This is a genomic window from Desulfocucumis palustris, assembly GCF_002933875.1.
Taxonomy (GTDB): Bacteria; Bacillota; Desulfotomaculia; order Desulfotomaculales; family Desulfocucumaceae; genus Desulfocucumis; species Desulfocucumis palustris.
Window position 1 is genome coordinate 95,704 of sequence record NZ_BFAV01000018.1, and the last position, 26,485, is coordinate 122,188.

General features: G+C 52.4%; 27 protein-coding genes. 10 read left to right on the forward strand and 17 right to left on the reverse strand.

Features of this window, described 5'->3' with window-relative positions:
- Window positions 1-78: 78 nt before the first annotated feature.
- The 10 genes from corA (at window position 79) to DCCM_RS01565 (ending at window position 11,316) form a co-directional block, all read left to right on the forward strand.
- Complete coding sequence (gene corA, locus DCCM_RS01515) at window positions 79-1,026, forward strand: magnesium/cobalt transporter CorA (protein ID WP_128739044.1); 948 nt, start codon at window positions 79-81, stop codon at window positions 1,024-1,026.
- A gap of 250 nt (window positions 1,027-1,276) precedes the next feature.
- A complete protein-coding gene (locus DCCM_RS01525; protein WP_104370700.1) occupies window positions 1,277-1,576 on the forward strand; it encodes a tetratricopeptide repeat protein in 300 nt (99 codons plus the stop codon).
- A gap of 195 nt (window positions 1,577-1,771) precedes the next feature.
- Window positions 1,772-1,849, forward strand: a complete 78-nt coding sequence (gene kdpF, locus DCCM_RS19670) for a K(+)-transporting ATPase subunit F (protein WP_128739046.1) — start codon at window positions 1,772-1,774, stop codon at window positions 1,847-1,849.
- Window positions 1,850-3,559: a potassium-transporting ATPase subunit KdpA gene (gene kdpA / locus DCCM_RS01535; RefSeq protein WP_104370702.1), complete on the forward strand. Its 1,710-nt coding sequence runs from the start codon at window positions 1,850-1,852 to the stop codon at window positions 3,557-3,559.
- A 188-nt stretch (window positions 3,560-3,747) separates the two neighbouring features.
- On the forward strand, window positions 3,748-5,913 hold the full coding sequence (gene kdpB / locus DCCM_RS01540; protein ID WP_231702596.1) for a potassium-transporting ATPase subunit KdpB: 2,166 nt from the start codon (window positions 3,748-3,750) through the stop codon (window positions 5,911-5,913).
- A gap of 48 nt (window positions 5,914-5,961) precedes the next feature.
- Window positions 5,962-6,534 carry a potassium-transporting ATPase subunit KdpC gene (gene kdpC / locus DCCM_RS01545; protein WP_104370703.1) on the forward strand — a complete coding sequence of 191 codons (573 nt, stop codon included), beginning with the start codon at window positions 5,962-5,964 and terminating at the stop codon, window positions 6,532-6,534.
- A gap of 450 nt (window positions 6,535-6,984) precedes the next feature.
- Window positions 6,985-7,416, forward strand: a complete 432-nt coding sequence (locus DCCM_RS01550) for a CBS domain-containing protein (RefSeq protein WP_104370746.1) — start codon at window positions 6,985-6,987, stop codon at window positions 7,414-7,416.
- A 110-nt stretch (window positions 7,417-7,526) separates the two neighbouring features.
- On the forward strand, window positions 7,527-10,232 hold the full coding sequence (locus tag DCCM_RS01555; RefSeq protein ID WP_104370704.1) for an ATP-binding protein: 2,706 nt from the start codon (window positions 7,527-7,529) through the stop codon (window positions 10,230-10,232).
- On the forward strand, window positions 10,222-10,905 hold the full coding sequence (locus DCCM_RS01560; RefSeq protein ID WP_104370705.1) for a response regulator: 684 nt from the start codon (window positions 10,222-10,224) through the stop codon (window positions 10,903-10,905). Before DCCM_RS01555 ends, DCCM_RS01560 begins: the two co-directional genes overlap by 11 nt.
- Window positions 10,906-11,013: 108 nt before the next feature.
- Window positions 11,014-11,316 carry an NIPSNAP family protein gene (locus tag DCCM_RS01565; protein ID WP_104370706.1) on the forward strand — a complete coding sequence of 101 codons (303 nt, stop codon included), beginning with the start codon at window positions 11,014-11,016 and terminating at the stop codon, window positions 11,314-11,316.
- Window positions 11,317-11,402: 86 nt separating this feature from the next.
- On the opposite strand, the gene ndk is transcribed toward DCCM_RS01565, so the two are convergent.
- The 17 genes from ndk to spoVT form a co-directional block, all read right to left on the reverse strand.
- On the reverse strand, window positions 11,403-11,852 hold the full coding sequence (gene ndk / locus DCCM_RS01570; RefSeq protein ID WP_104370707.1) for a nucleoside-diphosphate kinase: 450 nt from the start codon (window positions 11,850-11,852) through the stop codon (window positions 11,403-11,405).
- A 36-nt stretch (window positions 11,853-11,888) separates the two neighbouring features.
- Window positions 11,889-13,712 (reverse strand): ATP-dependent zinc metalloprotease FtsH, encoded by a 1,824-nt coding sequence (gene ftsH, locus DCCM_RS01575; RefSeq protein ID WP_104370708.1) that lies wholly within the window; start codon window positions 13,710-13,712, stop codon window positions 11,889-11,891.
- Between the two features lie 88 nt (window positions 13,713-13,800).
- Complete coding sequence (gene tilS / locus DCCM_RS01580) at window positions 13,801-15,189, reverse strand: tRNA lysidine(34) synthetase TilS (RefSeq protein ID WP_104370709.1); 1,389 nt, start codon at window positions 15,187-15,189, stop codon at window positions 13,801-13,803.
- Window positions 15,190-15,408: 219 nt separating this feature from the next.
- Window positions 15,409-17,835: a stage II sporulation protein E gene (spoIIE, locus tag DCCM_RS01585; RefSeq protein ID WP_104370710.1), complete on the reverse strand. Its 2,427-nt coding sequence runs from the start codon at window positions 17,833-17,835 to the stop codon at window positions 15,409-15,411.
- Between the two features lie 64 nt (window positions 17,836-17,899).
- Window positions 17,900-18,823, reverse strand: a complete 924-nt coding sequence (locus DCCM_RS01590) for a Ppx/GppA phosphatase family protein (protein ID WP_231702597.1) — start codon at window positions 18,821-18,823, stop codon at window positions 17,900-17,902.
- Window positions 18,824-18,883: 60 nt separating this feature from the next.
- On the reverse strand, window positions 18,884-19,291 hold the full coding sequence (locus DCCM_RS01595) for a S1 RNA-binding domain-containing protein (RefSeq protein WP_104370711.1): 408 nt from the start codon (window positions 19,289-19,291) through the stop codon (window positions 18,884-18,886).
- 83 nt (window positions 19,292-19,374) lie between these two features.
- On the reverse strand, window positions 19,375-19,770 hold the full coding sequence (locus tag DCCM_RS01600; RefSeq protein WP_104370712.1) for an FtsB family cell division protein: 396 nt from the start codon (window positions 19,768-19,770) through the stop codon (window positions 19,375-19,377).
- 5 nt (window positions 19,771-19,775) lie between these two features.
- On the reverse strand, window positions 19,776-20,009 hold the full coding sequence (locus DCCM_RS01605) for a helix-turn-helix transcriptional regulator (RefSeq protein ID WP_104370713.1): 234 nt from the start codon (window positions 20,007-20,009) through the stop codon (window positions 19,776-19,778).
- A 407-nt stretch (window positions 20,010-20,416) separates the two neighbouring features.
- Window positions 20,417-20,599 carry a hypothetical protein gene (locus DCCM_RS01610; protein WP_104370714.1) on the reverse strand — a complete coding sequence of 61 codons (183 nt, stop codon included), beginning with the start codon at window positions 20,597-20,599 and terminating at the stop codon, window positions 20,417-20,419.
- A gap of 282 nt (window positions 20,600-20,881) precedes the next feature.
- Entirely contained in the window at window positions 20,882-21,139 is a 258-nt protein-coding gene (locus DCCM_RS01615) for a hypothetical protein (protein ID WP_104370715.1), read from the reverse strand.
- 127 nt (window positions 21,140-21,266) lie between these two features.
- Complete coding sequence (yabQ, locus tag DCCM_RS01620) at window positions 21,267-21,824, reverse strand: spore cortex biosynthesis protein YabQ (RefSeq protein ID WP_104370716.1); 558 nt, start codon at window positions 21,822-21,824, stop codon at window positions 21,267-21,269.
- 46 nt (window positions 21,825-21,870) lie between these two features.
- Window positions 21,871-22,146 (reverse strand): sporulation protein YabP, encoded by a 276-nt coding sequence (gene yabP, locus DCCM_RS01625; protein WP_104370717.1) that lies wholly within the window; start codon window positions 22,144-22,146, stop codon window positions 21,871-21,873.
- Window positions 22,147-22,240: 94 nt separating this feature from the next.
- Window positions 22,241-23,194 (reverse strand): SpoIID/LytB domain-containing protein, encoded by a 954-nt coding sequence (locus DCCM_RS01630; protein ID WP_104370718.1) that lies wholly within the window; start codon window positions 23,192-23,194, stop codon window positions 22,241-22,243.
- A gap of 178 nt (window positions 23,195-23,372) precedes the next feature.
- Window positions 23,373-23,642, reverse strand: coding sequence for an RNA-binding S4 domain-containing protein (locus DCCM_RS01635; protein WP_104370719.1), 270 nt, complete (start codon window positions 23,640-23,642; stop codon window positions 23,373-23,375).
- A gap of 57 nt (window positions 23,643-23,699) precedes the next feature.
- On the reverse strand, window positions 23,700-23,975 hold the full coding sequence (gene hbs, locus DCCM_RS01640) for a non-specific DNA-binding protein Hbs (protein WP_104370720.1): 276 nt from the start codon (window positions 23,973-23,975) through the stop codon (window positions 23,700-23,702).
- An 86-nt stretch (window positions 23,976-24,061) separates the two neighbouring features.
- Complete coding sequence (yabN, locus tag DCCM_RS01645; protein WP_104370721.1) at window positions 24,062-25,552, reverse strand: bifunctional methyltransferase/pyrophosphohydrolase YabN; 1,491 nt, start codon at window positions 25,550-25,552, stop codon at window positions 24,062-24,064.
- Window positions 25,553-25,846: 294 nt separating this feature from the next.
- Window positions 25,847-26,407 carry a stage V sporulation protein T gene (gene spoVT / locus DCCM_RS01650; protein WP_104370722.1) on the reverse strand — a complete coding sequence of 187 codons (561 nt, stop codon included), beginning with the start codon at window positions 26,405-26,407 and terminating at the stop codon, window positions 25,847-25,849.
- Window positions 26,408-26,485 lie beyond the last annotated feature (78 nt).

A 26,485-nucleotide genomic window follows, 5' to 3' on the forward strand; every position in this document is an offset into this window, starting at 1 on the left:
AAAGAATAGTCCGTTGCATATTTTAAGAGGTGGATTATCGCCCCTCTTTTATACACACTAAATTTGAACGGATTTATTATGATACGAACAGCGCTGCTATTTGAAAATGGCGACATCCGTTTTGAAGAATCAATCAAAAAGCCGCCTGACCGGGTGAAATGGCATTGGACCGACTTCTCTCAGCCAACAGAGGAAGAAGTCCAATATTTATTCGGCCTATTCGGGCACCAACATGGTTTTTCCATTAAAGACTGGCTGCTTAAGGTACGGAGGCCCAAAATCGATAATTATGGGGAATACCGCTTTTTTGTTTTGCACACACTTTCCGATTTAAAAATTTATCCGGAGGTGCTATATCTTTTTGAAGGTGAAAACTACATTGTAACCTTTCACAAATCCCCAAACCGTGTTATAGAAGAAGTATGGGAGTATATGAAAGAATCCCCCCGGCGGATGGAAAAGGGCCTGGACTATTTGCTGTATTCCGTGATTAATAGTCTGGTAAACCAGTACCATCCCCTGTTCAGCAAATTCGGCAACGAGCTTGAACGGCTGGAATCCAAACATTTCTTAAACCTTACCCAGCCGATGATCAATCGTATCTTTAAAATTCGCAGGGATTTATTTACCCTGCGCGGCTCACTGGAGCCCTTGAGGGATGTGCTCCAGGGCATTCTGCACCCGGCAGACGACAAGTGGAAAACTAAATACAGGGTTTTATTCGGAGATATTCAGGACGACCTGATCAGGCTGGTGGAAATGACCGAAATCTACCGCCAGATGGGACTGGATCTGATCGAAAGCCATGTGTCGCTGAATTCTCAGAGGATGAACCGGGTGATTATCATACTCACCATCATCACCACCATTTTTATGCCCCTTAGCTTTATCGCGGGCATTTACGGGATGAATTTCGACTACATGCCGGAACTTGGCTGGAAATACGGGTATTACTCGGTCCTTGGTCTGATGGGAGCAATCGCCGGGGCGATGATTTTGTGGTTTAAACGTAAAGGCTGGTTTTAATCCTAAATTCCATCCAAATTTTAATACCCTTCCATTTGAAATGGGGACACTCCTTCATGATACGGTTTGAAAGGTGTGTCCCCTTACCTTTTACGGTTCCTTCTTTATGTTTTTTTTACGCCGTTCCGGCTTTTATTGATCCTGAATTTACCGGGGATGTGACTATAATGTGGCTATCGGGGCAGCGTGCTTCAATTTTATTTATCAAGGAGCCGGCTAATCAGACTGTCCGGAAAGGAGATGGTTTGTATTGACGAAAAAAAGCGGGCAATACAATTTTGAAAAAGCAATAGTACTTATTACCAATAACAATTTAGACGAGGCCTATGCACTGTTGAAAGAAATCATTGCAGAAAACCCTAAAAATGAAATCGCCTTTAACCTGTTGGGGGCAATGCATGAAAAAAGTGGTAATATTGAAGACGCCCGTTTTATGTACCGTGTGGCCTTGACAATTAATCCGGCCTATAAGCCGGCCCAGGCGAATCTCCACCGTTTGACGCAACTGCCTCCTGTTTTAACCGGCCTTGATATGGGGTATCAAAGCTGAACCTTTGATACCCATAGTATTATTAAAACCTTGATGGAAAAAGTGTTCTCCCGGCCGATCCCGAACGGAAACGCGCCTATAACCGGTCCTATTTGAATTAAAGTTTGCGGAGGTGGGAAAATAAGTGAGTCTTACCTGAAAAAACAATATTTTAGTCCAACTGAGAAAGGAAATGGGGGTTATGCATTGGCAGACATGATTTTGGGCGGTCTGGTCACCGCCGGACTTTTGCTCTATCTCGGCTATGCATTATTTAAAGCGGAGGAATTGTAAATGAAACAGTCGGACATTTTTCAAATACTGCTTTATCTCGTTTTGCTGATTGCCCTGGCCATACCCCTGGGCCGCTACATGTTCAAGGTTTATACCGGTGAGCGCACCCTGCTGGACCCAGTGTTACGTCCGCTGGAGCGGATGATCTACCGCCTGGCCGGGATAAACAGTGAAAAAGAAATGGGGTGGCGCCAGTATACCGTCACCTTTCTGGTTTTTCACGTTCTGGGTATTGTTTTACTTTTCGGCATTGAGCTGCTGCAGGGATACCTGCCTTTCAATCCCCGGCAATTCGGGGCGGTGAGCCCGCTGCACCTGGCCTTTAACACGGCGGTCAGCTTTAACACCAACACCAACTGGCAGGCATACGGCGGCGAGTCCACCATGAGCTACTTTACCCAAATGGCCGGATTGACGGTGCACAACTTCCTTTCCGCGGCCGCCGGCATGGTGGTGGTGATTGCCCTCACCCGCGGGCTGGCCCGGCGCACGGCCGAAACCATCGGCAACTTCTGGGTGGACCTGACCCGCACCGTCCTCTGGATTTTACTGCCTTTTTGTGTGGTGGGCGCGCTGGTGCTGGTTTCCCAGGGGGTCATTCAAAACCTGAGCCCTTACCTGGACGTGCAAACCCTGGAGGGAGCCAAACAAACCATTGCCATGGGGCCGGTGGCCTCCCAGGAAATCATCAAGGAACTTGGCACCAACGGCGGAGGCTTCTTTAACGCCAACTCCGCCCACCCCTTTGAAAACCCGACGCCCCTGACAAACTTGATCGAAATGCTGGCCATACTGGTCATCCCCGTTGCCCTGACCTTCACCTTCGGGCATATGGTGGGAAATATCAGGCAGGGCAGGGCTATATTTGCGGCAATGCTTGTTTTATTCGTCCTGCTCCTGGGCGTTTGTTATACCGGTGAAATGGCCGGCAACCCGCAAATAGCCTCCCTGGGCGTGAGCGGGCCGTCAGTGATGGAGGGAAAAGAGGTGCGGTTCGGCGTGGTGAACTCCGCTCTCTGGGCCACGGTTACCACCGCCACTTCCTGTGGCGCCGTCAACGCCATGCATGACAGCCTCACTCCCCTGGCCGGCCTGGTGCCGCTGCTGCAGATAATGCTGGGCGAGGTGGTCTTCGGCGGCGTGGGTTCGGGCCTGTACGCCATGCTGGTCTTTGTGATCCTGACGGTGTTCATCGTCGGACTGATGGTGGGCCGCACCCCGGAGTATCTCGGTAAAAAAATCGAATCCCGGGAAATGAAGATGGCCACCCTGGCGGTACTGATCCCGGCGGCCATGATCCTCATAGGAGCCGGCCTGGCGTCGGTCACCATGGCGGGAACAGCGTCTGTTTTAAACCCCGGCCCGCACGGATTAAGTGAAATGCTCTATGCTTTTTCTTCTCAAACCGGGAATAACGGCAGCGCCTTCGCGGGTTTAACCGCCAATACTCCTTTTTATGACTGGCTTGGGGCCGTCGCCATGCTGATAGGCCGCTTCGGCGTGATTGTGCCGGTGCTGGCCATCGCCGGGAGCATGGCCGGCAAAAAAACGGTGGCTCCCGGTCCGGGCACCTTTGAGACAACCGGCCCCTTGTTCACCGTAATGCTGGCCGCCACGGTGATGATTGTGGGAGCGCTGACTTTCTTTCCCGCCCTGGCCCTGGGCCCCATTGTGGAACAGTTGCTGATGCTGGCCGGAAAAGCCTTTTAAGGAACTGGGACACACACCCAAACAAGGAATGGGGACACACCCCGAGCAAGGAATGGGGACACACCCCTCCAGGGAATGTCCCCAACTGATGAATGTCCCCAACTGATGAATGTCCCCAACTGATGAATGTCCCAACTTAAAAATATCTCCTGATTAGGAATTCCTCACATAAGGAGGATGCTTAAAAAATGCAGAAAATAGATAGCCGTGAAAGTTTCGAATCTCAGAGGAAAGGGGACACACCCCTCCGGGGAATGTCCTCAACTCAGCGGGAGATTTCCGCCGGGCGGCGGGAAAGCCTGGGAAGCGCCGGCAGCGCCCAGGGCTCTACCAGGGGCAAGGGCGGCTTTAACAGCGCCATACTGTCCCGGGCGGTAATAGACTCCTTTTCCAAATTGAACCCCAGGGTTTTATGGAAAAGCCCTGTGATGTTCGTAGTGGAAATTACAGCCGTTTTAACCACTTTCTTCAGCCTCAGGGATGTTGTAAACGGCCAGGCCGTCTGGTTTGACGCGCAAATTGCCGCCTGGCTCTGGATCACCGTTCTGTTTGCCAACTTTGCCGAAGCCCTTGCCGAAGGAAGAGGCAAGGCCCAGGCGGATTCCCTGCGCCGTGCCCGAAGCGAAACCCTGGCTAAAAAGCTGACGGGCGCTCAGGTGGAAGAAATCCCTTCGTCCCGGCTGCGCAAGGGAGATATGGTGCTGGTGGAGGCCGGGGACTTCATTCCCGGTGACGGAGAAGTAATTGAAGGGATTGCCTCGGTGGATGAGAGCGCCATCACCGGTGAATCCGCGCCGGTGATCCGTGAGTCCGGCGGGGACCGCAGCTCTGTTACCGGCGGCACCAGGGTGCTTTCCGACTGGATTAAGGTGCGTATCACCGCCAATCCCGGGGAGACCTTCCTGGACCGGATGATTCACCTGGTGGAGGGCGCCAGGAGACAAAAAACACCCAATGAAATTGCCCTAAGCATACTGCTGGTGGGTTTAACCATCATCTTCCTGCTGGCGGTGGCTACTTTGGAGCCCTTTGCCATATACTCCGGCACCCTGGCTTCCGTGCCCGTGCTGGCGGCGCTTCTGGTCTGCCTGATCCCCACCACCATCGGCGGCCTTTTGAGCGCCATCGGCATTGCCGGTATGGACCGCCTTTTAAAGGGCAACGTGCTGGCCATGTCCGGCCGGGCTGTGGAGGCTGCCGGCGACGTGGATGTGCTTTTATTGGATAAAACAGGCACCATCACCCTGGGCAACCGCATGGCCACAGAGTTTGTGGCGGCTTCCGGGGTCTCTCCGGAGAGGCTGGCCGGCGCGGCCCAACTGGCCTCCCTGGCCGATGAAACCCCCGAGGGGCGCAGCATAGTGATCCTGGCCAAGGAAAAGTTTAACCTGAGGGAGCGGGACATGTCCGGATTAAAGGCGGAATTTGTGCCTTTCAGCGCCCATCACCGCATGAGCGGCGTCAACCTGGAGGGAAGGGAAATCCGCAAGGGCGCCGGTGACGCCATCGAAAAATACCTGGGGGAGCGGGGCGGGACAATTCCACCCGAGGTTAAGTCGGCCATAGAGGACATCGCCAAAAAAGGCGGCACACCCCTGGTGGTGGCCGAAGACGTGAAAGTGCTGGGAGTCATCTATCTGAAAGACGTGGTCAAAGGAGGCATTAAGGAACGCTTTGCCCAGTTGCGCCGCATGGGCATCAAGACAGTGATGATCACCGGCGATAACCCGCTAACAGCCGCTGCCATCGCCGCCGAGGCCGGGGTGGACGATTTCCTGGCCGAGGCCACGCCGGAAGCCAAGTTGAAGTTGATTCGCCGGTACCAGGACGACGGGCACCTGGTGGCCATGACCGGCGACGGCACCAACGATGCCCCCGCCCTGGCCCAGGCCGACGTGGGGGTGGCCATGAACAGCGGCACCCAGGCTGCCAAGGAGGCCGGAAATATGGTGGATCTGGACAGCAACCCCACCAAGCTAATCGAAGTGGTGGAAACCGGCAAACAGCTTCTGATGACCAGGGGCTCCCTGACCACCTTCAGCATTGCCAATGATGTGGCAAAATACTTTGCCATTATCCCGGCCCTGTTTACCGCCACCTATCCGGAACTGGGGACCCTGAATGTCATGGGACTGGCCACACCGCAAAGCGCCATCCTTTCGGCGGTGATCTTTAACGCCCTGATTATTGTGGCCCTGGTTCCCCTGGCTCTGCGCGGCGTGACCTACCGCCCCCTGGGAGCCGCGGCGATTCTGCGGCGCAACATGCTGATTTACGGACTGGGGGGGTTAATAGCCCCCTTTGCCGGAATTAAACTCATTGACCTGCTTATCGCTGCCCTTGGTTTGGCATAAACAGCACATTTAAATGGTGCGTTATGGGGAAAGGAAGAGTGAACAAATATGTTGAAACTATTAACCAGGGCGCTGCTTTTATTGCTGCTGATGACGCTTTTGACCGGCATTGTTTATCCCCTGGCGGTGACCGGCCTGGCCTGGGTTATTTTCCCCGGACAGGCCAGCGGCTCGCTGGTTTACCGCGAAGGTGAGCCGGTGGGGTCGGCCTTGATCGGACAGAACTTCACAAACCCGCGGTATTTTCATGGCCGCCCCTCCGCTGCCGGCGAGGACGGCTACGATGCCGCCGCCTCGGCGGGCTCCAACCTGGGCCCTACGAATAAAACTCTTCTGGATAACGCAGCCGGGCGGGCGGCCCGGCTGCGTTCCGAAAACAGCCTGAAAGAGGATAGTCCGGTGCCCGGCGACCTGGTCACCGCCTCGGCCAGCGGCCTGGACCCCCACATTACCCCGGAGGCGGCCCTGTTGCAGGTGCCCCGGGTAGCCCGGGCCAGACAGTTGCCTGAACAAAGAGTGCGTGAGTTGGTGGAACGGCACATTGAAGGGCGGCAACTGGGTGTTCTGGGCGAGCCCAGGGTAAATGTGCTGCTGCTTAACATGGATCTGGACAAAATATAAGTGAGCCTTGGATTCGGAAAGGGTTGTTCCCCTACCGGACATTGGCTGGGGACACTCCTCCGGACCTAAAGTCGTATACCCTGGGAACGTTCCTACGACCCTTAAAACCATATACCTTGGGGACATTCCTCCGCCCCCTAAAACCATATACGTTGGGGACATTCCTCCGACCCTAAAAACCATGCTCCAGATGGAGGTGTGTCCCCTGACCTTTAAAGTGAGGTGTGTCCCCTGACCTTTAAATGGAGGTGTGTCCCCGTGAGATGCATCCCCTTTCCTTAATTGCCTGTTTATCCCCGGCCTTCAAGTATGGGGTCTTACAGGCTGTTGGTGAGATAAATGGTGTTATACGAGGAATATGGATAGACCTTCACCCAAAAAACTTGGAACACTTATTCGTTGTATAATAAGCATAATGACTTATACCTGGTTCTGAAAGGACATTTTTATATGAATATAGCATTTTTCCTTTTGCCCAAAAATGAAGTGGTCTATTTATCATCAAATTCCACCATGAGGCAGGCGCTGGAAAGAATGGAGCGTCATCGCTATACCGCTGTTCCTCTGATTAATGAAGATGGCAAATATGCGGGAACCATAACCGAAGGCGATTTGCTCTGGAAGTTAAAAAACACACCGGAATTATTAAATTTAAAAAACACCGAGAAAGTACTTTTAAAAAATATTCCACAACATATAAACAATAAAAGTGTCCATATTGATTCTGAAATGGAGGAGCTAATTTCCCTTGTAATAATGCAAAACTTTGTGCCTGTGGTTGACGATAAACAAATATTCATCGGGATTGTCAGAAGAAGAGAAATCCTGGAATACTGCCAAAATATCCTCAAGGAGCATAATAAAAAACCGGTTAATTATTAATCCTGAAAAAGTAATTGACCTTTTGAAAGAAAATTATAAAACAGCTTATATTGTAATTTTATAAGGCCGATTAAACATATTATGCTGCTGCACAAAACAGGGGGCTAAAAATGAAAAACGATAAGCGCGCCGACCCCGACGCCCTCCTGGCCAGCCTGGAGCAGGAAGGCCAGGGCAAGCTCACAGTTTTTCTCGGGGCGGCGGCCGGTGTGGGCAAAACCTACGCCATGCTTGAAGCCGCCCGGGAAAGGCTGGCTGACGGTGTGGATGTGGTGGCCGGGTGGGTGGAGACCCACGGCCGGTCGGAAACCAGTGCCCTGCTGGAGGGGCTGCCGTCGATACCGCCCCGCCGGCTGGAATACCGGGGCAAAAAATTCAGTGAAATGGACCTGGACGCCCTGCTGACCCGCAAGCCCGAACTGGTCCTGGTGGACGAACTGGCCCACACCAACATACCCGGTTCCCGCCATGCCCGGCGCTACCGGGACGTGGAGGAACTGCTGGCCGCCGGCATCAATGTTTACACCACCCTGAACATTCAGCACCTGGAGACCCTGAACGATATAGTGGCCCGGATCACCGGCGTAACGGTGCGGGAGACCGTACCCGACCGGATTCTGGAAACAGCCTCGCAAATTCAGCTGGTTGACATTCCGCCGGATGAGCTGATCCAGCGGCTTAAAGAAGGCAAGGTTTACGTGCCGGGGCAGGCGGAAGAAGCGCTGCGGAAATTTTTTCGCCCGGGAAATATCAATGCCCTGCGGGAACTGGCCCTGCGCTACACCGCCCGCCGGGTGGACCGTCAGGTGGAAAGCTACATGCGCCTGCACGGAATTGCGGGTCCCTGGCCCGCGGGGGAGCGGGTAATGGTCTGCGTCAGCCCCAGCCCCTTTTCCGCCCAGCTGGTCAGAATCGCCCGGCGTATGGCCGAGGGGCTGCAATCCGAGTGGCTGGCCGTCTACGTGGAAGCTCCCCGCCGCTACCCGGCCGGTGAAGGGGAAAAAGACCGGCTGGCCAAGAACCTTCGCCTGGCCGAGGAACTGGGGGCCGAAACCATTCACATAACCGGCGGCGATGTGGCGGAGGAACTGCTGGAACTGGCCCGGAAACGCAATGTATCCCAGATTATCATTGGTAAACCGCTGCATTCAAAATTTTGGGAATGGCTCCACGGGTCCGTGGTGGATAAGATCATCAGGCAGAGTCACGGCATCAGCGTACACGTCATTCCCGGAAAACCCAAACCGGAACCTGAGCAGTACAATCCCGGCAGGGTGCGCCGGTCATTTTCATTACTGCCCTATATCAAGGCCTCCTTGCTGATGACGGCCCTCACGGCCCTGGCCTATCCCTTTAAGCCTTTACTGGGAGCGGTGAACATCGCCATGATATTACTGCTGCCCGTTTTATTCAGCGCCGTGAAGTGGGGAACCAGACCCTCCATGACCGCCGCGGCCATTGGCGTGGTTATCTTTGACTTTTTCTTCGTCCCCCCCACTTTCACCTTTACGGTGGCCGACGTGCGGTACGTGATCAGCTTCGCCATGTTTCTGCTGGTGGCCCTGTTTACAGGCACCCTCTCCACCCGGCTGCAGCTTCAAATCAAAAGTTCCCGGCAGCGGGAGGTTAAGGTGGCCGCGCTGTATGCCCTGAGCCGCGACATCGCGGCGGTGTCTGAACTGGACCCGGTGCTGGAAAGTATAGCCCGGAAGGTTGCGGACACCATGGAAGGACAGGTGGTGGTGCTGCTGCCGGACAGCAACGGTAAACTGGTTTTGCGGGCCGGTTCCGCTTCAGCGAGCTGCCTGAATGAAAACGAGTGGGCGGTGGTTACCTGGGTTTTTGAGAAGGGGCAAAAGGCCGGACGGGGAACGGATACCCTGGGGGCCGCCGCCGGACTCTACCTGCCCCTGCGGGCGGACAAGGGAGTACGTGGCGTTTTGGGGATTCGTTCCAACGACCCGGACAATTATTTTCAACCGGAACAACTGCGGCTGCTGGAAGCCTTCGCCGGGCTGGCGGCGGTGGCGGTGACCCGGCTCCAGCTGGCGGAGCAGGCCAGGGAAGCCCAGACCCTGGCGGAATCCGAGCGGCTGCGCACGGCCCTGTTCAACTCCCTTTCCCACGACCTGCGCACCCCCCTGGCCTCCATCATCGGCGCGGTCACCGGGCTTCTGGAGGAGGACAACGTATATACCCCCGCCGCCCGGCGGGACCTCCTGCTGACCATTCAGCAGGGAGCGTCCCGGATGAACCGTTTTGTCAACAATCTCCTGGATATGGCCCGGCTGGAAAGCGGTATGCTGCAATTAAAAAAAGAGTGGTGCGACATTGAGGACGTAATCGGGGTGGCCGTCAGCCGGCTGGGTATAGCCCTGGTCAACCGGCCCCTGAAAATTTTGGTTCAGCCCGACCTGCCCCTGGTTCAGGCCGATTTTGTGCTGATTGAACAGGTGCTGGTGAATTTGCTGGACAACGCGCTGAAATATTCCGAATCAGGAAGCGAGATCGCCGTAATTGCCAACCTCCGAAATGAACAGGTGGAAATCTCCGTGGCCGACCGGGGCCCCGAGGTTCCGACAGAGGACCTGGAGCGGATTTTTGATAAATTTTACCGGCTGAAATCACCCCGCCTGGTAAGCGGCACCGGGCTGGGACTGGCCATTTGCAAGGGGATTATTGAAGCCCACGGCGGGCGAATATGGGCGGCCAACAACCCGCAAGGGGGAGTGGTGATTACATTCATATTGCCACCGGGTAACGGCCTGCCGGGAAAGGTGCCCGCCGCCGGCGAAGGGGATGAACATGGAAGCTAAGGGAGCGCGTATTCTGGTTATTGACGATGAAAAGCAGATCAGGCGGCTTTTGAAGGTTGCCCTGACCGGTCACGGCTATGAGGTGGAAGAGTCCGTTTGCGGCGGGGATGGGTTGAGTAGAGCCGCAGCCTACAGGCCGGACCTGATTGTGCTGGACCTGGGGCTGCCCGACATGAACGGCCTTGAGGTGGTCAGACAATTGCGGGAATGGTCGCAGATACCCGTTATCATTCTTTCCGTTAAAGAACAGGAGAATGACAAAATTACCGCCCTGGATGCCGGGGCCGATGATTATGTGACAAAACCCTTCAGCATGGGAGAGCTGTTGGCCAGGATCCGGGCCGCCTTACGCCACGTGGCCGGGGCGGGAGACGAGCCGGTATTGAAATTTGGCGACCTTATTATTGATATTGCCAGGCGCCGGGTCACCATCAACGGTATGGAAATAAAGCTGACCCCCACGGAGTATGATTTGATGAAAAATTTGGCCGTTCACGCCGGGAAGGTGCTGACTCACCGGCAGTTGCTGCGCACTGTCTGGGGACCCTCCTATGAAAACGACACCCACTACCTGCGGGTGTACATAGGCCAGCTGCGCAGGAAAATAGAGCAGGACCCCTCCCGGCCCGGGCATATAATAACCGAGCCGGGGGTGGGCTACCGGCTGTTGTGATACCCGCATCTAAAATATTTATATTATTTTTATTTGATCTTAACTCTCCTGTTAGTTAAAATAACACACGTCAAGATACAGTTTTAATTAAACAGGAGGTATTCCAGGGTGATTACCTGCCACACAAAATATATCATTGACCCGGCCAAACTGAATAGCTTCGAAGCATACACAAAAATGCTGATACCCATTGTCAAACGGTTGGGCGGTGTGAACGTCACCTTTTTATTGCCTTACGAGGGTCCCAATAACGTAGCCTATGAGCTATGCAGTTTTACCAGTCTGGCAGCCTATGAACAATTCCGCGACACCCGTAAAACAGACCCCGATTTCCAGGGAGCCTGCAAATTTGTGGAAAAGTCCGGCTGTATATTGAGTTATGAGAGAAGCTTTCTGCGCCCGCAGCTATAAAACAAGCTTTGCCGGGCCGGCAGGGTAAGCGGGAAAATAAATGAGGCGGCACATACCTTACCGGTACGTGCCGCCCTTTTTATTAATTACTCGTATATCCACCCTTCCACAGCCCTGCTGTAGTCTGTCAGCTCCTCGGGCCTGAAGAATATGCCTATCTCCCGCCGGGCGCTTTCAGGTGAATCGGAACCATGAATAATGTTCCTGCCTATATCCATGCCGTAGGTGGCCCTGATGGTTCCCGGGGCGGCCTTTAAGGGGTTGGTGGCGCCCATCATTTCCCTGGCCACGGACACTGCGTCCTTGCCTTCCAGTACCATGGCCACCACCGGGCTGGAGGTTATGTAATCCACCAGCGGACCGAAGAAAGGTTTTCCCTTGTGCTCGCCGTAATGGGTCTCGGCCATTTCCCGGGGAATCCGGAGCATTTTCAGCCCTACTATTTTCAGTCCCTTTTTCTCAAAGCGGGATATTATTTCACCCACCAGGCCCCGCTGCACCCCGTCGGGCTTTACCATTAAATATGTTCTTTCCATTTTCGATTGCCTCCCTGCGTTGTACTAAAAAGAGCCTTAAATGTCATTCGGCTTTTCGCCGGCCTGTTTCATCAATTCCTCAAATTCATTGGCTTCTATGGTTTCCTTATCCATCAGGGTGCCTGCGATCAGGTGCAGGGTGTCCATGTGTTCTATCAATATATCCTTGGCCCTGTTGTAGTTTTTATCCATTATGTTGTGTACTTCCTTGTCGATGTTGGTGGCCACCTCTTCGCCGTAATTGCGGTCCCTGGACAAATCCCGGCCCAAAAAGGGAGTTTCCTGCTTGCGGCCAAAGGTCATGGGGCCCAGTTCATCGCTCATGCCGTATTCCATGATCATGCGGCGGACAATTTCCGTGGCCCGCTCCAGATCGTTCTGGGCGCCGGTGCTGATTTCCCTCAGCACCACGTCCTCCGCCACCCTGCCACCCAGCAGCATGGTGACCTGGTCTATCAGCATGGACCTGGTCATATAGTAGCGGTCTTCCTTGGGCAGCAAGAGGGTGTAGCCGCCCGCCCGGCCCCTGGGAATAATGGAAACCTTGTGCACCGGGTCGGTATTCGGCAGCAGGTAACCCACCAGGGCATGGCCCGCCTCGTGGTAGGATACCAGTTTTTTCTCCTTGTCGCTGATGACTTTGGACTTTTTCTCGGGACCGGCGATAACTCTCTCGATGGAACTCTCCAGCTCCGGCATGCCTATTTCCGGTTTGTTAAACCTGGCCGCCAGCAGTGCCGCCTCGTTCACCAGGTTGGCCAAATCCGCGCCTGTAAAGCCCGGGGTCCGCCTGGCCAGCACGTCCAGATCCACATCCGAGGTTAAAGGCTTGCCCCTGACATGCACTTTTAATATTTCCTTGCGCCCTGTCAGATCCGGAACGTCCACCACCACCTGGCGGTCGAAGCGCCCGGGCCTGAGCAATGCCGGGTCCAGTATATCCGGCCGGTTGGTGGCGGCTATAATGATTATGCCCTCATTGGGGGCGAAACCGTCCATCTCCACCAGCAGCTGGTTCAGTGTCTGCTCCCGCTCGTCATGTCCGCCGCCCAGACCGGCTCCCCGCTGCCGTCCCACGGCGTCAATCTCGTCGATGAATACAATGCAGGGGGCGTTCTTTTTAGCCTGCTCGAAAAGGTCGCGAACCCTGGACGCGCCCACACCCACAAACATTTCCACAAAATCCGAACCGCTGATGGTAAAGAAGGGAACCCCCGCCTCCCCGGCCACAGCCCTGGCCAGCAGGGTCTTGCCCGTGCCCGGAGGTCCGAACAGCAGCACGCCCTTGGGTATCCTGGCGCCCAATTCGTTAAACTTTTTGGGGTTTTTCAAAAACTCCACTATCTCTTCAAGTTCTTCCTTTACCTCGTCGGCCCCGGCCACATCCGCGAAGGTAACCTTTTTCTTTTCATCACTATGCAGTTTGGCCCTGCTTTTGCCGAAGGACATAACCCTGTTGCCGCCGCCCTGGGTCTGCTGCATCATGAAGAAAAACAGCAGCACAAATATGAGAATGGGCAGCAAACTTGTAAGAAGTCCCGCCCACCAACTGGGCTGAGGGGGCTTCTCTATCTTGTAGCTGACATTTTTCTCCTCCAGCAGGTTCATTAACCTCTGATCCGGGCTGATGCCCCGGGTTTCAAAACTTGTGCCATCTCTTTTTTTGCCTGTTATCAGGTTGGTGTTCTCCTCCGCCTGAATGGTTACGGATGCCACTTCACCCTTGGAAAGAGATGCCAGGAACTGGCCATAATCTATGGACTCCACAGAATTATCGGTCGGGGATGATAAACGGATCAATGCAATTATAACCAGTACGATAAGCAGATAAATACTAAGGTTTTTCAGGACTCTATTCAACCAAGCCACTCCTTCCGAGTCCGTTTACCCCATAATGGGTATTTTACCATAATGAATAATTCCTTTCAATTTAAAACAATGCCGGTTGTTATTTGGAAACTATCTTTAAATAAAGGCATTTTTTTGTCTCCCGGGTTATTTTCCACTTTTCCCCGGGGCGTCCCGCCACCCAAGCGATTTCTTCACCCGAGGTTACCAGGGGAATAAAATCCCTCTTTTCCCTGGGAATCTTTCTGTCGATAAAAAATTTCTTTAATTTTATTGTTCCCTTAAAACCCAGGGGCCAAAACAAATCACCATCTCTCCTGCGGCGCACCTCCACCGGCCCGGTTAATTTGGCATAGTCCAGCAGGGCTTCACCGGAATGCAGCGTCATGGGGTCCGGCGCAACGCTTATGTCCATTATTTCAGACTCAATGCAAATACCCGTCTCCGGTATGCGGGTTTCTCCCGGTATATTAAGAGGATAGCGGTAACAGGGAAGCTTCTCCCCGGCTCCACCTTTAATGATTTCCAGCTGCCCGTACCTTTTAATCAAAAGTATGCCGGACGGCCATTCCAGCTTGCCGGGAAGCGTGCCCTTCAACAGCTCCAGGGCTTTTTCAACCTGCTCATAATCCGGCGCCCTGCTTTCTCCCGCCATTCGGCGAAATATCATCCTTAATATTCTTCTCAACAGCGCCGGGGATATATCCGTAAGACTTTTCAAAGACAGCCGGACTTCTCCCGGCCCCATCCGGCCGGCAATCCTTTCCAGAGCATTCTCCGCCGCGGCTTCCATAAAATCATTCTCTTCCCTCATTATCCCGGCCAGCCGGTTTAAGGAAGCCACCACCGCCGGATTATACTCTTTTTCCAGAAGAGGTATCAGCTCCATCCTTACCCTGTTGCGGGTGTATACGGGTTTTAAATTTGACGAATCCTGGCGGTAGGAAAGTTCCTGCAGCAGGCAATAGGCTTCTATCTGCTTTCTTCTTGCCTCTATCAGCGGACGCACAAAAAAATTTTCCCTTACCGGCGGAATTCCTTTAAGTCCCGGAGTGCCCGCGCCCCGGAGCAAATTTATTAAAATTGTTTCGGCCTGATCATCGGCGTGATGTCCCAGGGCAACCCGGCTGCAACCCTTTTCCGCCGCCACCCTCCGGTAAAACCGGTAGCGCACCTGGCGGGCCGCAACCTGCGCCGGCAGGTTGTGCCGGATCATGTACGCGGGAACGTCAATATCCTCAATTATGGAAGGAATGTCAAATTTCCGTGCCAGGGAGGCGACCCATCCCGCGTCGGCCCTGGCTTCCTCTCCCCTGAACATGTGATTTAAATGGCATATGAACAGCTCAAGATTAAATTTTTCTCTCAACCGGAACAAAATGTGAAAAAGGGCAACGGAGTCCGCACCCCCTGATACACCCACCAGTACTTTGTCCCCCTGCCTGAACATGGAGAATTTCAATACAGTGGCCAGTACCTGTTCCAACAAATCCAGCGGGCAACACCACCTGCGGAAAATTAATGCCGATTTGACACCATTTTACTGATTCCACAGCACACTTAATTTTCCTTCCAACATTTAAACAAAAAAAGCCATTGCAGGCTGTGGTTTATAAATATAACTTTATTAGTCCCTGTTAACGGCCCCGCGCAAAACCTTATATTTTCACCCCGCGGCAAAACTCCACAATATTCCATTCAGTGCAAATTATTGCTGTTTAATGAGTTTTATAACCATCGCCGTCATGTCGTCCCGGGGCATCTTATCCCCTGCCACAGCCAGATCCAGCAGCAGCCCGGCAAGCTCCCCGGGCTCGCTTCCCCCGGCCTCCCCAAGCACCCCCGGAAGCCAGTCTTCCTTTTCATTTGAGGACCGGTGACTGTCCACTATTCCGTCCGTAACCATTACCAGCACATCTCCGGCCACCAGCTTTTTAACCGCGGTGCTCACTTCAATGTCGTTTATTATACCCACGGGCAGAGAGCTGCCCTTTAGCTGGGAAACCCTCTTTCCCTTAATAAGATAACTGGGCGGGGACGCTATTTTGATAATTTCGGCCTGTCCCGTGTATAAATTAATCACGGTCATGTCAACGGTACAAAAGGTTTCCTCCGGAAGCCGCAGCATTAATATGGAGTTAACGGTCTTTAGCGCCGCTTCCATGTCGAAACCGAAATCCATCAGTCTTTTTATAATGGCCACTGTGGCCGAGCTCTGGGCCGCCGCCTTCTCCCCGCTGCCCATGCCGTCGCTGATTATTGCCGCAAATTTACCGCCGGCAAGCTGCGCAAAGGAATAACTGTCGCCGCTAACCCGGTGCCCTTCCCGGCCAACGGCGGCAACTCCCGTCTCTATGTCGTAATTTAGCCCCTGGTACAGGCGAAAAGTGCAAATTTCACCCTTGTCCTTGCCCCCGCAGATACAGCCCGTGGCGTTAAAAGCCTGGCCCAGGGCCTTTGATACCGCCGGGGCAACCTTGTAGCAGCAGTCCGAGGTGCCGGGGCAGGCCTTGCCGGTTATCACCACCTCCCTGTTTCCTTCCATTTCCATCAGGCGCACGTCAAAGGCGTGGTAGCCCTGCTCTTTAATAATATGTTTCAAAAAAAGATCAGTTTCACTAAAATCACCCTGGCTAAAATCCATGTTGCCCACAATATTTTCTATCACCCCGGCAAGCCCCTTGAGCTGATTTCCCACCAGGCCCCTGCTTTCGGACAGTTTGCCGCTCCAGAACCTGTTTAGCTTATAGGCGTCAAACAAACAGGAAACCGCTATGGAAAGTTCCCTGGGCCTGGTGCAGCGCCGCTTGAACTCACCGGGCATGTCCTCGGCGGTGACCCGGCCGAAGGTCTCCACCGTGGCAAACATCTCCATGCTATGCTGATAGGTGCGGTAATAATCTTTTTCCCAGCAAATGCGGTACATACCGCAGCCGTGACACACCTTATTGTTAATTTCCTTAACCAGGGCGTCAAGATCCCGTTCTTCGGAACTCTCTTCCACCGCCGCGGATACATGGCTGAAAGCCCTGGACATTTCCCTGAACATGACTGAAAGGCCCCTGATCTTTTCCTGCAAAACCTCACGGACATGATCCGTGGTTTTTTCCCCTTTTTCCGGGGCCAGACCGGGAGACAGGGAGAAGGTTATCATTTTTATCCATTTGGACGGTATTAACATAAATATAAAGGCGGCGGACAGCGTTTCCCCCACCACTGCCGCTATTCCGGAAAAATCGTTCACATAAACGCAAAGTATTACATTGGCCAGCAGAAATCCCAGTATCACCCCGGCTTTACCCAGCATTCTGCCCAAACCGGAAACAACCCCGGCAAAGGAATAGGCCCCAACCATCAACGGCAGGGCTGTAAAAGCCAGTCCGGGAATCATGCCCGCCAGCGCCCCGGCGGCGGCTCCGAATCCGGCGCCTCCGGCCAGGGAGCTTACCATTATGATCACGCCGCTTAATACTCCCTTTACCGAAATGTGCCACAGCCGGATATCACCGGTCCCGGCTATAATTCCGGCCGCCAGGGTAAGCACGCACACCACTTCCTCCGTGGCCAGGGGTTTGACACCGTTAATACCGCCCAGGGATTTCAGCGACAGCACCAGGGCCGGAGTAAGGGCGGCGGCAAATACCGATTCAAAAAGCACATTTATATAATTATAAGCATCAGCGCCGCTAAAACTGAGCAGGGCCGCCTTCACCGAAAGGGTCAGCGCCAGCACCACAACCCCGGGGCCGTGCCACCGGGATGCGTACCTGTCAGGTAAGGACCGGACAAAAAAATAAACACCCAGAATGGTGGATAAACCGGCAGCCAGCTGGGTGCCGGTATAAACAGTGGCCATCCCCGAACAAACCGCTAAAATTGCCAGAAACCCCGTCCCGGCGCTGAAATATGTGCCGCAGGCCGCCGCGAAAGCGGGAGCGAAGGGAGACAGCTCGCCCAACAAAACAGCCCGGCCCAGGCAGAATCCAGCTGCCAGGGCCGGCAGCAGACCCGGATTTAAAAAGCCTCTCATGTCCAGTGAGGATAAAAATCCCGGCCTGCGGAAACTCCTGCTCCTTTTCTCTCCCCGGTCATCCACCTTGCGCCGGTAAGGATATACATCAACCTTTTCAAACAAAAGCCCACCCCCGCTGTAATTCTATAAATTACATTATAGTACCCGGGGGGAGCATTTATTGTCATTATTGGTAATGTATTACATTTTTTATTTCGACAGATTTAACATAACAGGAGGCCAGGCCGTATAAAAGATCAGCCTCGCTGACGGTTATAAAACTGCTCTCAAGCTGTTCCATTATTATCAATATGATTCTTACCCCCGCCACTATTATATCGGCCCTGGCAGGCTGCAAGCCGGGAATTTTCTTTCTGCCCTCCGCCCCCGCGCCGATTAAGGTATCCAGCAGCAGTTCCGTCCTGCTCTTTTCAAGCCGGTACCCGTGCACCCTGACGGGATCATACTCAATCATTTTCATATCCATGGCCGCCAGGGTGGTTGCCGTACCGCCCACCGCCACCACATTATCCGGGCGGGCTTTTTTAACCCCGCCCAACAGAGGCATCAACAGAGAAAGTATTTCCTCGTCCCGGTGCCCTCCCTCGGTCATGCGCACCGCGCCGACCCGGGCGCTGCCGCAGGCCAGGGAACCGTTTTCCGGCCAGGTGAATTCCGTGCTGCCTCCGCCGATATCCACCACCGCCATTCTCCCGGGGCCGCCCGCCAGCCCTTTTTTTACGCCATAGTAACTGAAAAATGCTTCTTCAGGACCGGAAAGCACTCTGAGTTCAAAACCGGTTTTCTCCTTTACCGACTCCAGGAAATCCCGCCTGTTGGCCGCGTCCCTGACCGCGCTGGTGGCGGACACCACCAGGCCGGATACGCCCCATTCCCCGGCTAAATCCTTAAAATCCGCTATGGCGCCCACCGTGCGCTCCATGGCGCCGGGAAGCAGCAGCCCCCGGTTTATACCCTCGCCCAGCCTGGTGGTAATCAACCCGGTATGTAAAGGTTTGACCTCTCCTTCCGGGTTTACCCCGGCTATCAAAAGCCTGGTGGAATTGCTTCCCACGTCAATCACCGCGATTTTGTCCATTTTGTCCCGCATAAAACACCCCTCTAATACAAAAGCATTCCCCATTACAGGGAATGCCTGTTAATCAATAAATCAGTCCCACCTGCGGGGACCTCCCCGACCGCCCCTTTTGGCGTCGGCATTACGCTTCAGAGCCTGCATCCGCTCATCGCTTTCTTTTAAAAATTTGGCCAATTTATCCTCAAAGGAGGGTTCAAACTTCTTCCGCTGCGGACCCCTTCTGTCGGTAACGGCCGTTTCAGCGGGAGGCTTGGCTTGTTTTATGGAAAGCGCTATTTTTCCCCGGGGATCTACTGAGATAACCTTAACCTTGACCTTATCGTTCTGTTTTAGGAATTCATTTACGTCCCGGACGTAAACCTCGGCTATTTCCGAGATATGAACAAGTCCGGTTTCCCCCCCGGGCAGCTGTATAAACGCTCCGAAATTGGTTATTCCGGTAACCAGGCCCTCCAAAACACTGCCCACTTGCAACGGCATATTTTTAATTTTCCTCCCTCGTAGTACGGAAAAAAACCTAGTTAAATTATATGCAGTGGCCCCTTATAGTGTCAAGAAATGATTTAATCTCCGGTCGTACCTGTTTTTGTTTTTTGGTCGTCTGTTTTTTTGTTTGATTGAACCGGAATTATCCTTGATTCGCCGGGTTTAGCCAGATTCAGCTCCTCCCGGGCCACTTTCTCCACGTACGCATCCGACTGGGCCATTTTAAGCTGCTGCTTAAGCTCATTGTTTTTTTTCTCCAAATCCTTTACCTGGACCTGTATTTTTTCCACATCCTGCTGCATGGCGTATAATTTATTAAAATGAGTGCCGAAGGAAAAAATCATATAAACGAACATAAACAAAGCCACAGCCGTCAAAAATTTAATGCTGGGCCTGAACGCCCGGCTCCTGGCGGGACGTTCGGGACGCTTGGGATCTGAAAATTTATATATGTTATTCTCCCGGGAGGCCATAAACCTTAACCCTCCTCTTCCTGCTCATCAGATCCTGACAAACCAAGATTATAGCCGGGTATTACAATGACCACCTCGTAGCCCTTGCCTTTAGCCCTGTTTAAAAGCGTTGCCACCGTGCTGACACTAAGACCCAAACGCTTTCCTATATCGGCGTTGGCAACACCCATTTCTTTTAATGTAACAACCTGCCGCTCGCGAAAACTTAATTTCTCCACTCCCCGGATTTCCATTTTCATTATCGACAACTCCTCCAGGGAGCAACTTTCACCCAAAACAATATCACTACAAAATTAGGACAGCTTGACTACATAAATTCTACGTCTCAATATAATTCCCTGCCTGGCCCATAATATTTTTATAAATAATTTTAAAGTTTTAAGCCTGTTAATCAACATAACCGGCTTAAACATGAGGGAAAAACAAAATATGTTCTTACCGGCACTACATATTGAAATTCTAATAACATTCGTTACAAGATATAGTTGCTTTTTTAAAGATTAGTATCAGCCTGAAATAAATGAATGGCATCTTATAAAACAAATTATTATTTTCTTGAATAGGCCGGGCAAATCACCAATAAGCTTAAAAAGCCTTACTGGTTTTAAGATTATGAAAAAAATAAAAGACTACCGCGGATAGTCTTTTATTTGCGCCTGGCAGCGCCATGAGGAATTGACAAATTATTCTTGCCGGAAACAGATAAATTATGCCTTTTCCGATCCCTGCTGTCAAACCCGCCCGCCACATCCGGGCACCGGGCTGTTGTCAAATTAACCGCGGCCTTTTTAAGGTGGACGGTTTCCACTGGGTATTTGAAACGATACAATCATAAACACCACCTCCGGGATTAAGCAGATAATAAAATCAGGTAACTTTCCGGCTGCCAGTCTTTTAAAGAAACTTACTTCGAAGATGGGCCGGGGCTGTAAACACCCATCCACCGAACGCCCCGAATATGATCAAGATTTCACACGATAACTCCCGTCCCGGGAGAAAACTATGTCGGGGAGCCGTTGACTCCGCCGGACCCGGAGGATTTATACCACCGGCAAAATAATGCTTTCCCAATATGAAGTTTTTTGTAATGACGTACCGGACTGAATACCGGTCACCTCCTGAATCTGAAACAGGCCTTGGGGGACAAAACCAAAAACTTCGCAGTCTTCATACAGCCAACGGCCACACTTGCTGCCGTTATGTCAAAATTTATGCCGCTGCACCGTCTCGTCAATTCCCGGCAAATATCCTCCAGCACGGCCGGGGTGGTTTTGCCTGTTTCCAAAATGGCGGGATAAAAACCACACGTCAAAATTACTCCAGCCACCAAGGCCACAATCAGCGCCAGGGCATAAATGCGTATTTCCATGCTGGATACCCCCTGGCTTTTAAGAATATGGTAACACAGTAGGGCAAATACCATATATTACCATATTTTGCCCGCACAGCAAATTGCGGCAAACTATCTTCCATATACTTCCATTTTTATAGCGCCGCTAGGTTTTATTCCCCGGCTTCAATTTTGTCCAAATGGATTTCAGCTTCAACAGTAATCCGGCCTTTAGCCTCCCTGCCGGACCCAGCACCAGCCGCCGGGCAAATTTTTTCGACCCCCGGCCCGTAAAGGAAAAAAACCTGGCAATTAGCCGGAATGGAAAGATTACAATTATGAATAATATCCTGAAAGGCGTTGTTATTATCTTCCACAGAAAAAGCAGTATGGAAATGATTATTTTAATCAGCTTGCCAATTAATGAAAATAATCCGTCCAACAGCCTGTAAGTGGTTTTTCCCATCAACTGCATGTACAAAAGCGTGCCGAGGGCCAGCCCCAAAAACACATAAATCCTTACCTCCCCGGCATTCAGACGCAACAGGAGGTAAAAGGAAACGCAGGTTAAAAACAGCCAGAAAAAAATATCACCTAAAAAGGTGCCTGTTTTTTTCAACCGTAATTTGCTGCGGGTCATTTTATACAGGTCATAACAAAACCCTGCCAGCATTCCGGCTGTCAGCAGCATTATAAATAAATAGATTTGCTCCGCCAGGGGCAAAAACAGCCACCCCCCCCATTTTCCCCTTGCCTTATTCCCCTTTTGTTTACTTTAAAATTCTATTCAGCAATCCTTTGCCCCGGCCCTTGGCAGTTTTGCTTTCACTGAATTCCATGATCGCAATAAATCCTTCCACGGTCAGGACACCCTCATCCAGGTTCAGCTGGGTAATATGCAAACCTTCCCCCTTGAGGGACAGAAAACCCAGGCTGGTGTCCAGGGTTATTTCCTTTTCATCAAAGCTACCCACCTGCCGCACACCTTCCAGCATAAGGTGCTTTCTCTCAGTCAGGGTCAGCCTGTGTTTTACCCTTTGCTCCACCGCCCATCCCCCTTCACTTTAAAACCATTTTGATTCAATTCATATTTATGCCACGTTACGGAAAATATGAAAAAAAGGTGGTTACAAACCACCTTTACCATAACTTTTGTATTTCTATATCCTTGAAATAGAATTTCACTATATCTTCCGGGGATTTCTTCGATTTTGACAGCAGGTTCGCCCCCCATTGGCACATACCGACACCGTGGCCGAATCCCTTGCCGGTCAACACCAGGTTTCCCCCCTGGACGGACACATCCTCAAGCAGCATTGACCTGACCTGGTCGCTGCCCAGGGCCAGCCTCAGAGCGGGGCCGCCCACCACGGCTTTTCCTATCTGAATTTTTTCCGCCCTGCCTGAAGGACCCTTTTGGGTTACTTTGGCTGCTGTAATGTCACCCGGGTCCTGTCCGCTTACCTCCTTGACCGCCGCCCTCACCTGGGCCAGCGGAATGGCCTTCTGCCATCGTTTGTTTTCCTCCGTGGTTATTGACAGGCAGTTGTCCTTTACTCCGGCCTTGATATAGGGGGTGGGACTTTTAAAATAGGCCAGCCCTTCCCCTGCGGAGGCCGATACGCCCCCGTCACAGGCGGAAAACCAGGCTTTGATATAATCCCCCTGGTAGGTGGCAACCTCCCCCCTGGTGCGCTGCACCGCCTGTCTGACATTATCGTTTATTCTGGTGGGATCGTAGGCCTGAAACTCCTCCACGCTGGTGGAGGCGTCGGTGCCGTGAAGTTTTTTGACCCTGCCGGCCTCGATATTCTCCAGGGTGAATGTGCGGGCCAATATGGCCTGGGCGGCCAGGGCGTTAACCGGCCAGGTCGGTTCCATCTCGGCGGCCACCACGCCGGCTACATACTCCTCCATTTTAATCTGCTTTTTCTCTCCGGTATCGTTTATAAACAGGCTAATCTCCGGCTCATTCTTAAAACGTTCGGGAGCGGGTTTCTGCTGGGGCTTCCTGGCGCAGGAGGACAGCAGCAGCGAAAAAACAAGCACCGAAAAAAAGGTTAAGGCAACGGCTGTGGACGCAAGTCGGCGCATGGGCATGTTATCTCCTTTCGCTTGTATTTAAAATTATTGTTACCTGGAAAGGATAAAATATGCCCGCCGCCAATCCGGCTTCTCACATTACATCGCTTAAACGCCGGGCCGGGGTTTTAGGAATGCGGTCTCCCAGCCGGGCAATAAAAAAAGGCCTTTTACTTTTAAGGCCTTTATACTACTCAACAACTCTGTTTTCAAATGTCTCTTCCAGGATGCTGTAGAGTTCACCAGCCTGCTTTGCAGGCACATTTTCCCGCACGGATAAAATTTCGAAACGGATTTTTCTCAAACCAAAATTTATAAACACAACATCACCAGTCTTTACTTCCGAACCGGCTTTTGCAGATCTTCCGTTAAGCGTAACCTGGCCACCGTCACATACTTCCTTTGCTAGGGTGCGGCGCTTTATCACACGGGAAACCTTTAAAAATTTATCTAATCGCATTTAGACCTAATCTCCCACAACAGCAAAATAACCGGATAACCCCGACTATTCGGCTATCTATGAGGAAACGGCATCACGCAAAGCTTTGCCCGCTTTAAACACAGGCACCCGGGCAGCAGCAATGCTGATTTCTTCCCCGGTTTGCGGGTTCCGCCCCTTGCGGGCAGCTCTTTCCCTAATCTCGAAGGTGCCGAAGCCCACCAGTTGTACCTTTTCTCCTTTTGCCAGGGCTTCCTCAACGGCGGCCAGAAGAGCTGACACAGCCTTTTCAGCATCTTTCTTGGTCATTTCAGTCTTTTCTGCAACCTGCGAGATAAGATCTGCCTTGTTCATTAAATACCCCCCTCAATAATTTACCTATTAATGCACAATATTATTCGCCCTAATTCTGAAATTTCCTCCCGCCTTGAAAATAATTCCTATAATTTTGTAGATTTTTCATATTTTTTTGCTTCTTCCCAGTATTCATCCAGCTCTTCCAAGTTGCACCTTTTTATGTCCTTGCCCTTCTCCGTCACCTTTTCCTCTATGTAACGAAAGCGCTCTATGAATCTCCCCACCGTGCCGGCCAGAGCCACTTCCGCATCAGCGCCCAGCAGCCTGGCGAGGTTGACAACGGCAAAAAGCGCATCGCCGATTTCTTTTTCCTGCTGTCTGCTATCCCCTTCATATATGGCCTTTTTTATCTCCTCCAGTTCCTCGTAAACCTTGTCCAGGGCACCCTTGTAATCCGGCCAGTCAAAACCCACTCCCGCCGCCCTGGACTGTATTTTCTGGGCTTTGATCAAGGCGGCCAAATGGCCGGGAATACCCGACAGGATCGACTTTTTATTTGGGATACCGTTAACCTGCTTTTCCTGGTTTTTGATAGCCTCCCAGTTGACCAACACCTCTTTACTGTTCCTGACCTTTACATCAGCAAACACATGTGGGTGCCTCCTGATCATTTTTTCAGTTATTGCCGCTACCACGTCGTTAACATCAAAATGACCTTCTTCGGAAGCAATGCGGGAGTGAAAAACAATCTGTAGTAATAAGTCTCCCAATTCTTCACAGATATTATACATATCCCCTTTTTCTATGGCGTCCAGCACCTCATAGGATTCTTCCAGGAGATATTTTTTTAATGTGTGATGGTCCTGCTCCCTGTCCCAGGGACATCCTTCCCCGGATCTCAGGGAGGCCATAACGTCCACCAGCGGGTCCAGAGGGTATCTGGCAGGCCCGGTGTGCCCTGCCAGAGGGGGTATGTACAGGCAGGTCAAATGATCCAGCCAGGAAAGCCTGTCCATTTCATAAAGGGGAACCTCTTCCACCTTTTCCCGGCCGGGAACCCCCGCGGCCCTTACCACCATCACCCTATGCTCCTCGGGATAATACTCCATAAGAGTCAGCTTTATATCCGAGGCCACCATCCGGTTGTATACCTGGGTAAGCACCGTCCCGGCGCCTGGATCGGGCCGCTGGACATCCAGCCTGAGCCCGTCCGCCACGTGCAGGCCCTCCACCGGATCTATCTTCAGCGTTACGAAAAGGGCGTCAAGAAAGCTCATGGCCGGCAGCACCCGTACAGGCAATCCCTCTTCCCCCGCCGACGCCATTATCAGGCGCACCGACTCCTCGGCAACCATGGGGTGCCCGGGAACAGCGTACAAAACCCGGCCCGACCTGCCAGCTTCAATAATACTTTCGGCTATTCTGCGGTACACCTTGTCAAAATCGTTCATAGTCCGGTATATATCATCAAAGGTGTTAAAAGAAATGCCTCTGTCCCTTAGCCAGGGAACCACCGGGTGAACCCCGGTTCTCAGCCAGTTTACCCCTCCGGCCGACAGTTCATCCAGCACCGCCACCGGCAGGGCGGCAGGATCTCCCGGCCCCAGTCCCGCTATTATTATTGTCCCCGACATAGAGAAAACCTCCTGCTAACTAAAAAATATTTGCGGTTTTCATATCTTTATCCGCCAACAGCCCGGGATACCCCGGCCTTCAAAGAGAAGACAAACAGGCTACAAGGCCACCCCACACCGCGCCCGTACATTATAACACAAAAAAACGGCGGTTCTCCCAACCACCGCTAAATATATGCCGGTGTCCGGGCGTACAGCAGTCCGCCTGACACCGGCATCGTTTTCTTTGGGCTGCCCACAATCCGCAGCTTTTGCCTGATAAAGTTGACCATGTGGAAATACCGGGAGAGAAAGCTACTGCTCCATTTGTTTCGCCAGAAATCCCGCTGCCGTTTCAGCCAATTTCAGTTCCATCTCACCCATTTTCACATCCGGTTCCTTTGAGGCCAGGATAACCGCCCCGATGGGGTCGCCTTCCGCGATTATGGGCGCAATCACCTCGGAAGAATACTTGCACTCGCCGTCCTCAACGATCATGCATTCCTTGCAGTACTGCTCTTCCCCCGGATTGTTGATTATAACCGCCTTGCGTTCTTCCATGACCTTTTCAATGGCCGGCCCGATGGCTTTATTGATATATTCTTTTTTAGCCGCGCCGGCCACCGCGATTATGGTATCCCTATCCGCTATACACGCTATATGTCCCAGGGCTTCATAGAGGGAATCGGCATATTCCTTGGCAAAATCGCCTAATTCGCCTATGGGCGAATATTTTTTCAGGATTACTTCGCCTTCCCTGTCAACAAATATCTCCAACGGATCCCCTTCACGTATGCGTAGCGTTCTTCTAATTTCCTTCGGAATCACAACCCTGCCTAAATCATCAATTCGGCGCACTATTCCAGTGGCTTTCATCTATCACCCTTCCCTCCTTTTTCTGCATAAACTAAAGCGAATTAACTTTCACAGATAGTATATAGCAGGAGGAAGGGA

Excerpts from the sequence above, each read along its gene's own strand:
- DCCM_RS01630 (WP_104370718.1), bottom strand. The coding sequence starts at position 23,194 with ATGCGCCGACTTGCGTCCACAGCCGTTGCCTTAACCTTTTTTTCGGTG.
- DCCM_RS01555 (WP_104370704.1), top strand. The coding sequence starts at position 7,527 with ATGAAAAACGATAAGCGCGCCGACCCCGACGCCCTCCTGGCCAGCCTG.
- spoVT (WP_104370722.1), bottom strand. The coding sequence starts at position 26,407 with ATGAAAGCCACTGGAATAGTGCGCCGAATTGATGATTTAGGCAGGGTT.
- corA (WP_128739044.1), top strand. The coding sequence starts at position 79 with ATGATACGAACAGCGCTGCTATTTGAAAATGGCGACATCCGTTTTGAA.
- kdpA (WP_104370702.1), top strand. The coding sequence starts at position 1,850 with ATGAAACAGTCGGACATTTTTCAAATACTGCTTTATCTCGTTTTGCTG.
- DCCM_RS01595 (WP_104370711.1), bottom strand. The coding sequence starts at position 19,291 with ATGCCGTTGCAAGTGGGCAGTGTTTTGGAGGGCCTGGTTACCGGAATA.
- DCCM_RS01635 (WP_104370719.1), bottom strand. The coding sequence starts at position 23,642 with ATGCGATTAGATAAATTTTTAAAGGTTTCCCGTGTGATAAAGCGCCGC.
- DCCM_RS01550 (WP_104370746.1), top strand. The coding sequence starts at position 6,985 with ATGAATATAGCATTTTTCCTTTTGCCCAAAAATGAAGTGGTCTATTTA.
- yabN (WP_104370721.1), bottom strand. The coding sequence starts at position 25,552 with ATGTCGGGGACAATAATAATAGCGGGACTGGGGCCGGGAGATCCTGCC.
- kdpF (WP_128739046.1), top strand. The coding sequence starts at position 1,772 with ATGATTTTGGGCGGTCTGGTCACCGCCGGACTTTTGCTCTATCTCGGC.
- hbs (WP_104370720.1), bottom strand. The coding sequence starts at position 23,975 with ATGAACAAGGCAGATCTTATCTCGCAGGTTGCAGAAAAGACTGAAATG.
- kdpB (WP_231702596.1), top strand. The coding sequence starts at position 3,748 with ATGCAGAAAATAGATAGCCGTGAAAGTTTCGAATCTCAGAGGAAAGGG.
- DCCM_RS01590 (WP_231702597.1), bottom strand. The coding sequence starts at position 18,823 with ATGCGGGACAAAATGGACAAAATCGCGGTGATTGACGTGGGAAGCAAT.
- DCCM_RS01560 (WP_104370705.1), top strand. The coding sequence starts at position 10,222 with ATGGAAGCTAAGGGAGCGCGTATTCTGGTTATTGACGATGAAAAGCAG.
- DCCM_RS01615 (WP_104370715.1), bottom strand. The coding sequence starts at position 21,139 with ATGGAAATACGCATTTATGCCCTGGCGCTGATTGTGGCCTTGGTGGCT.
- DCCM_RS01605 (WP_104370713.1), bottom strand. The coding sequence starts at position 20,009 with ATGAAAATGGAAATCCGGGGAGTGGAGAAATTAAGTTTTCGCGAGCGG.
- DCCM_RS01600 (WP_104370712.1), bottom strand. The coding sequence starts at position 19,770 with ATGGCCTCCCGGGAGAATAACATATATAAATTTTCAGATCCCAAGCGT.
- kdpC (WP_104370703.1), top strand. The coding sequence starts at position 5,962 with ATGTTGAAACTATTAACCAGGGCGCTGCTTTTATTGCTGCTGATGACG.
- ndk (WP_104370707.1), bottom strand. The coding sequence starts at position 11,852 with ATGGAAAGAACATATTTAATGGTAAAGCCCGACGGGGTGCAGCGGGGC.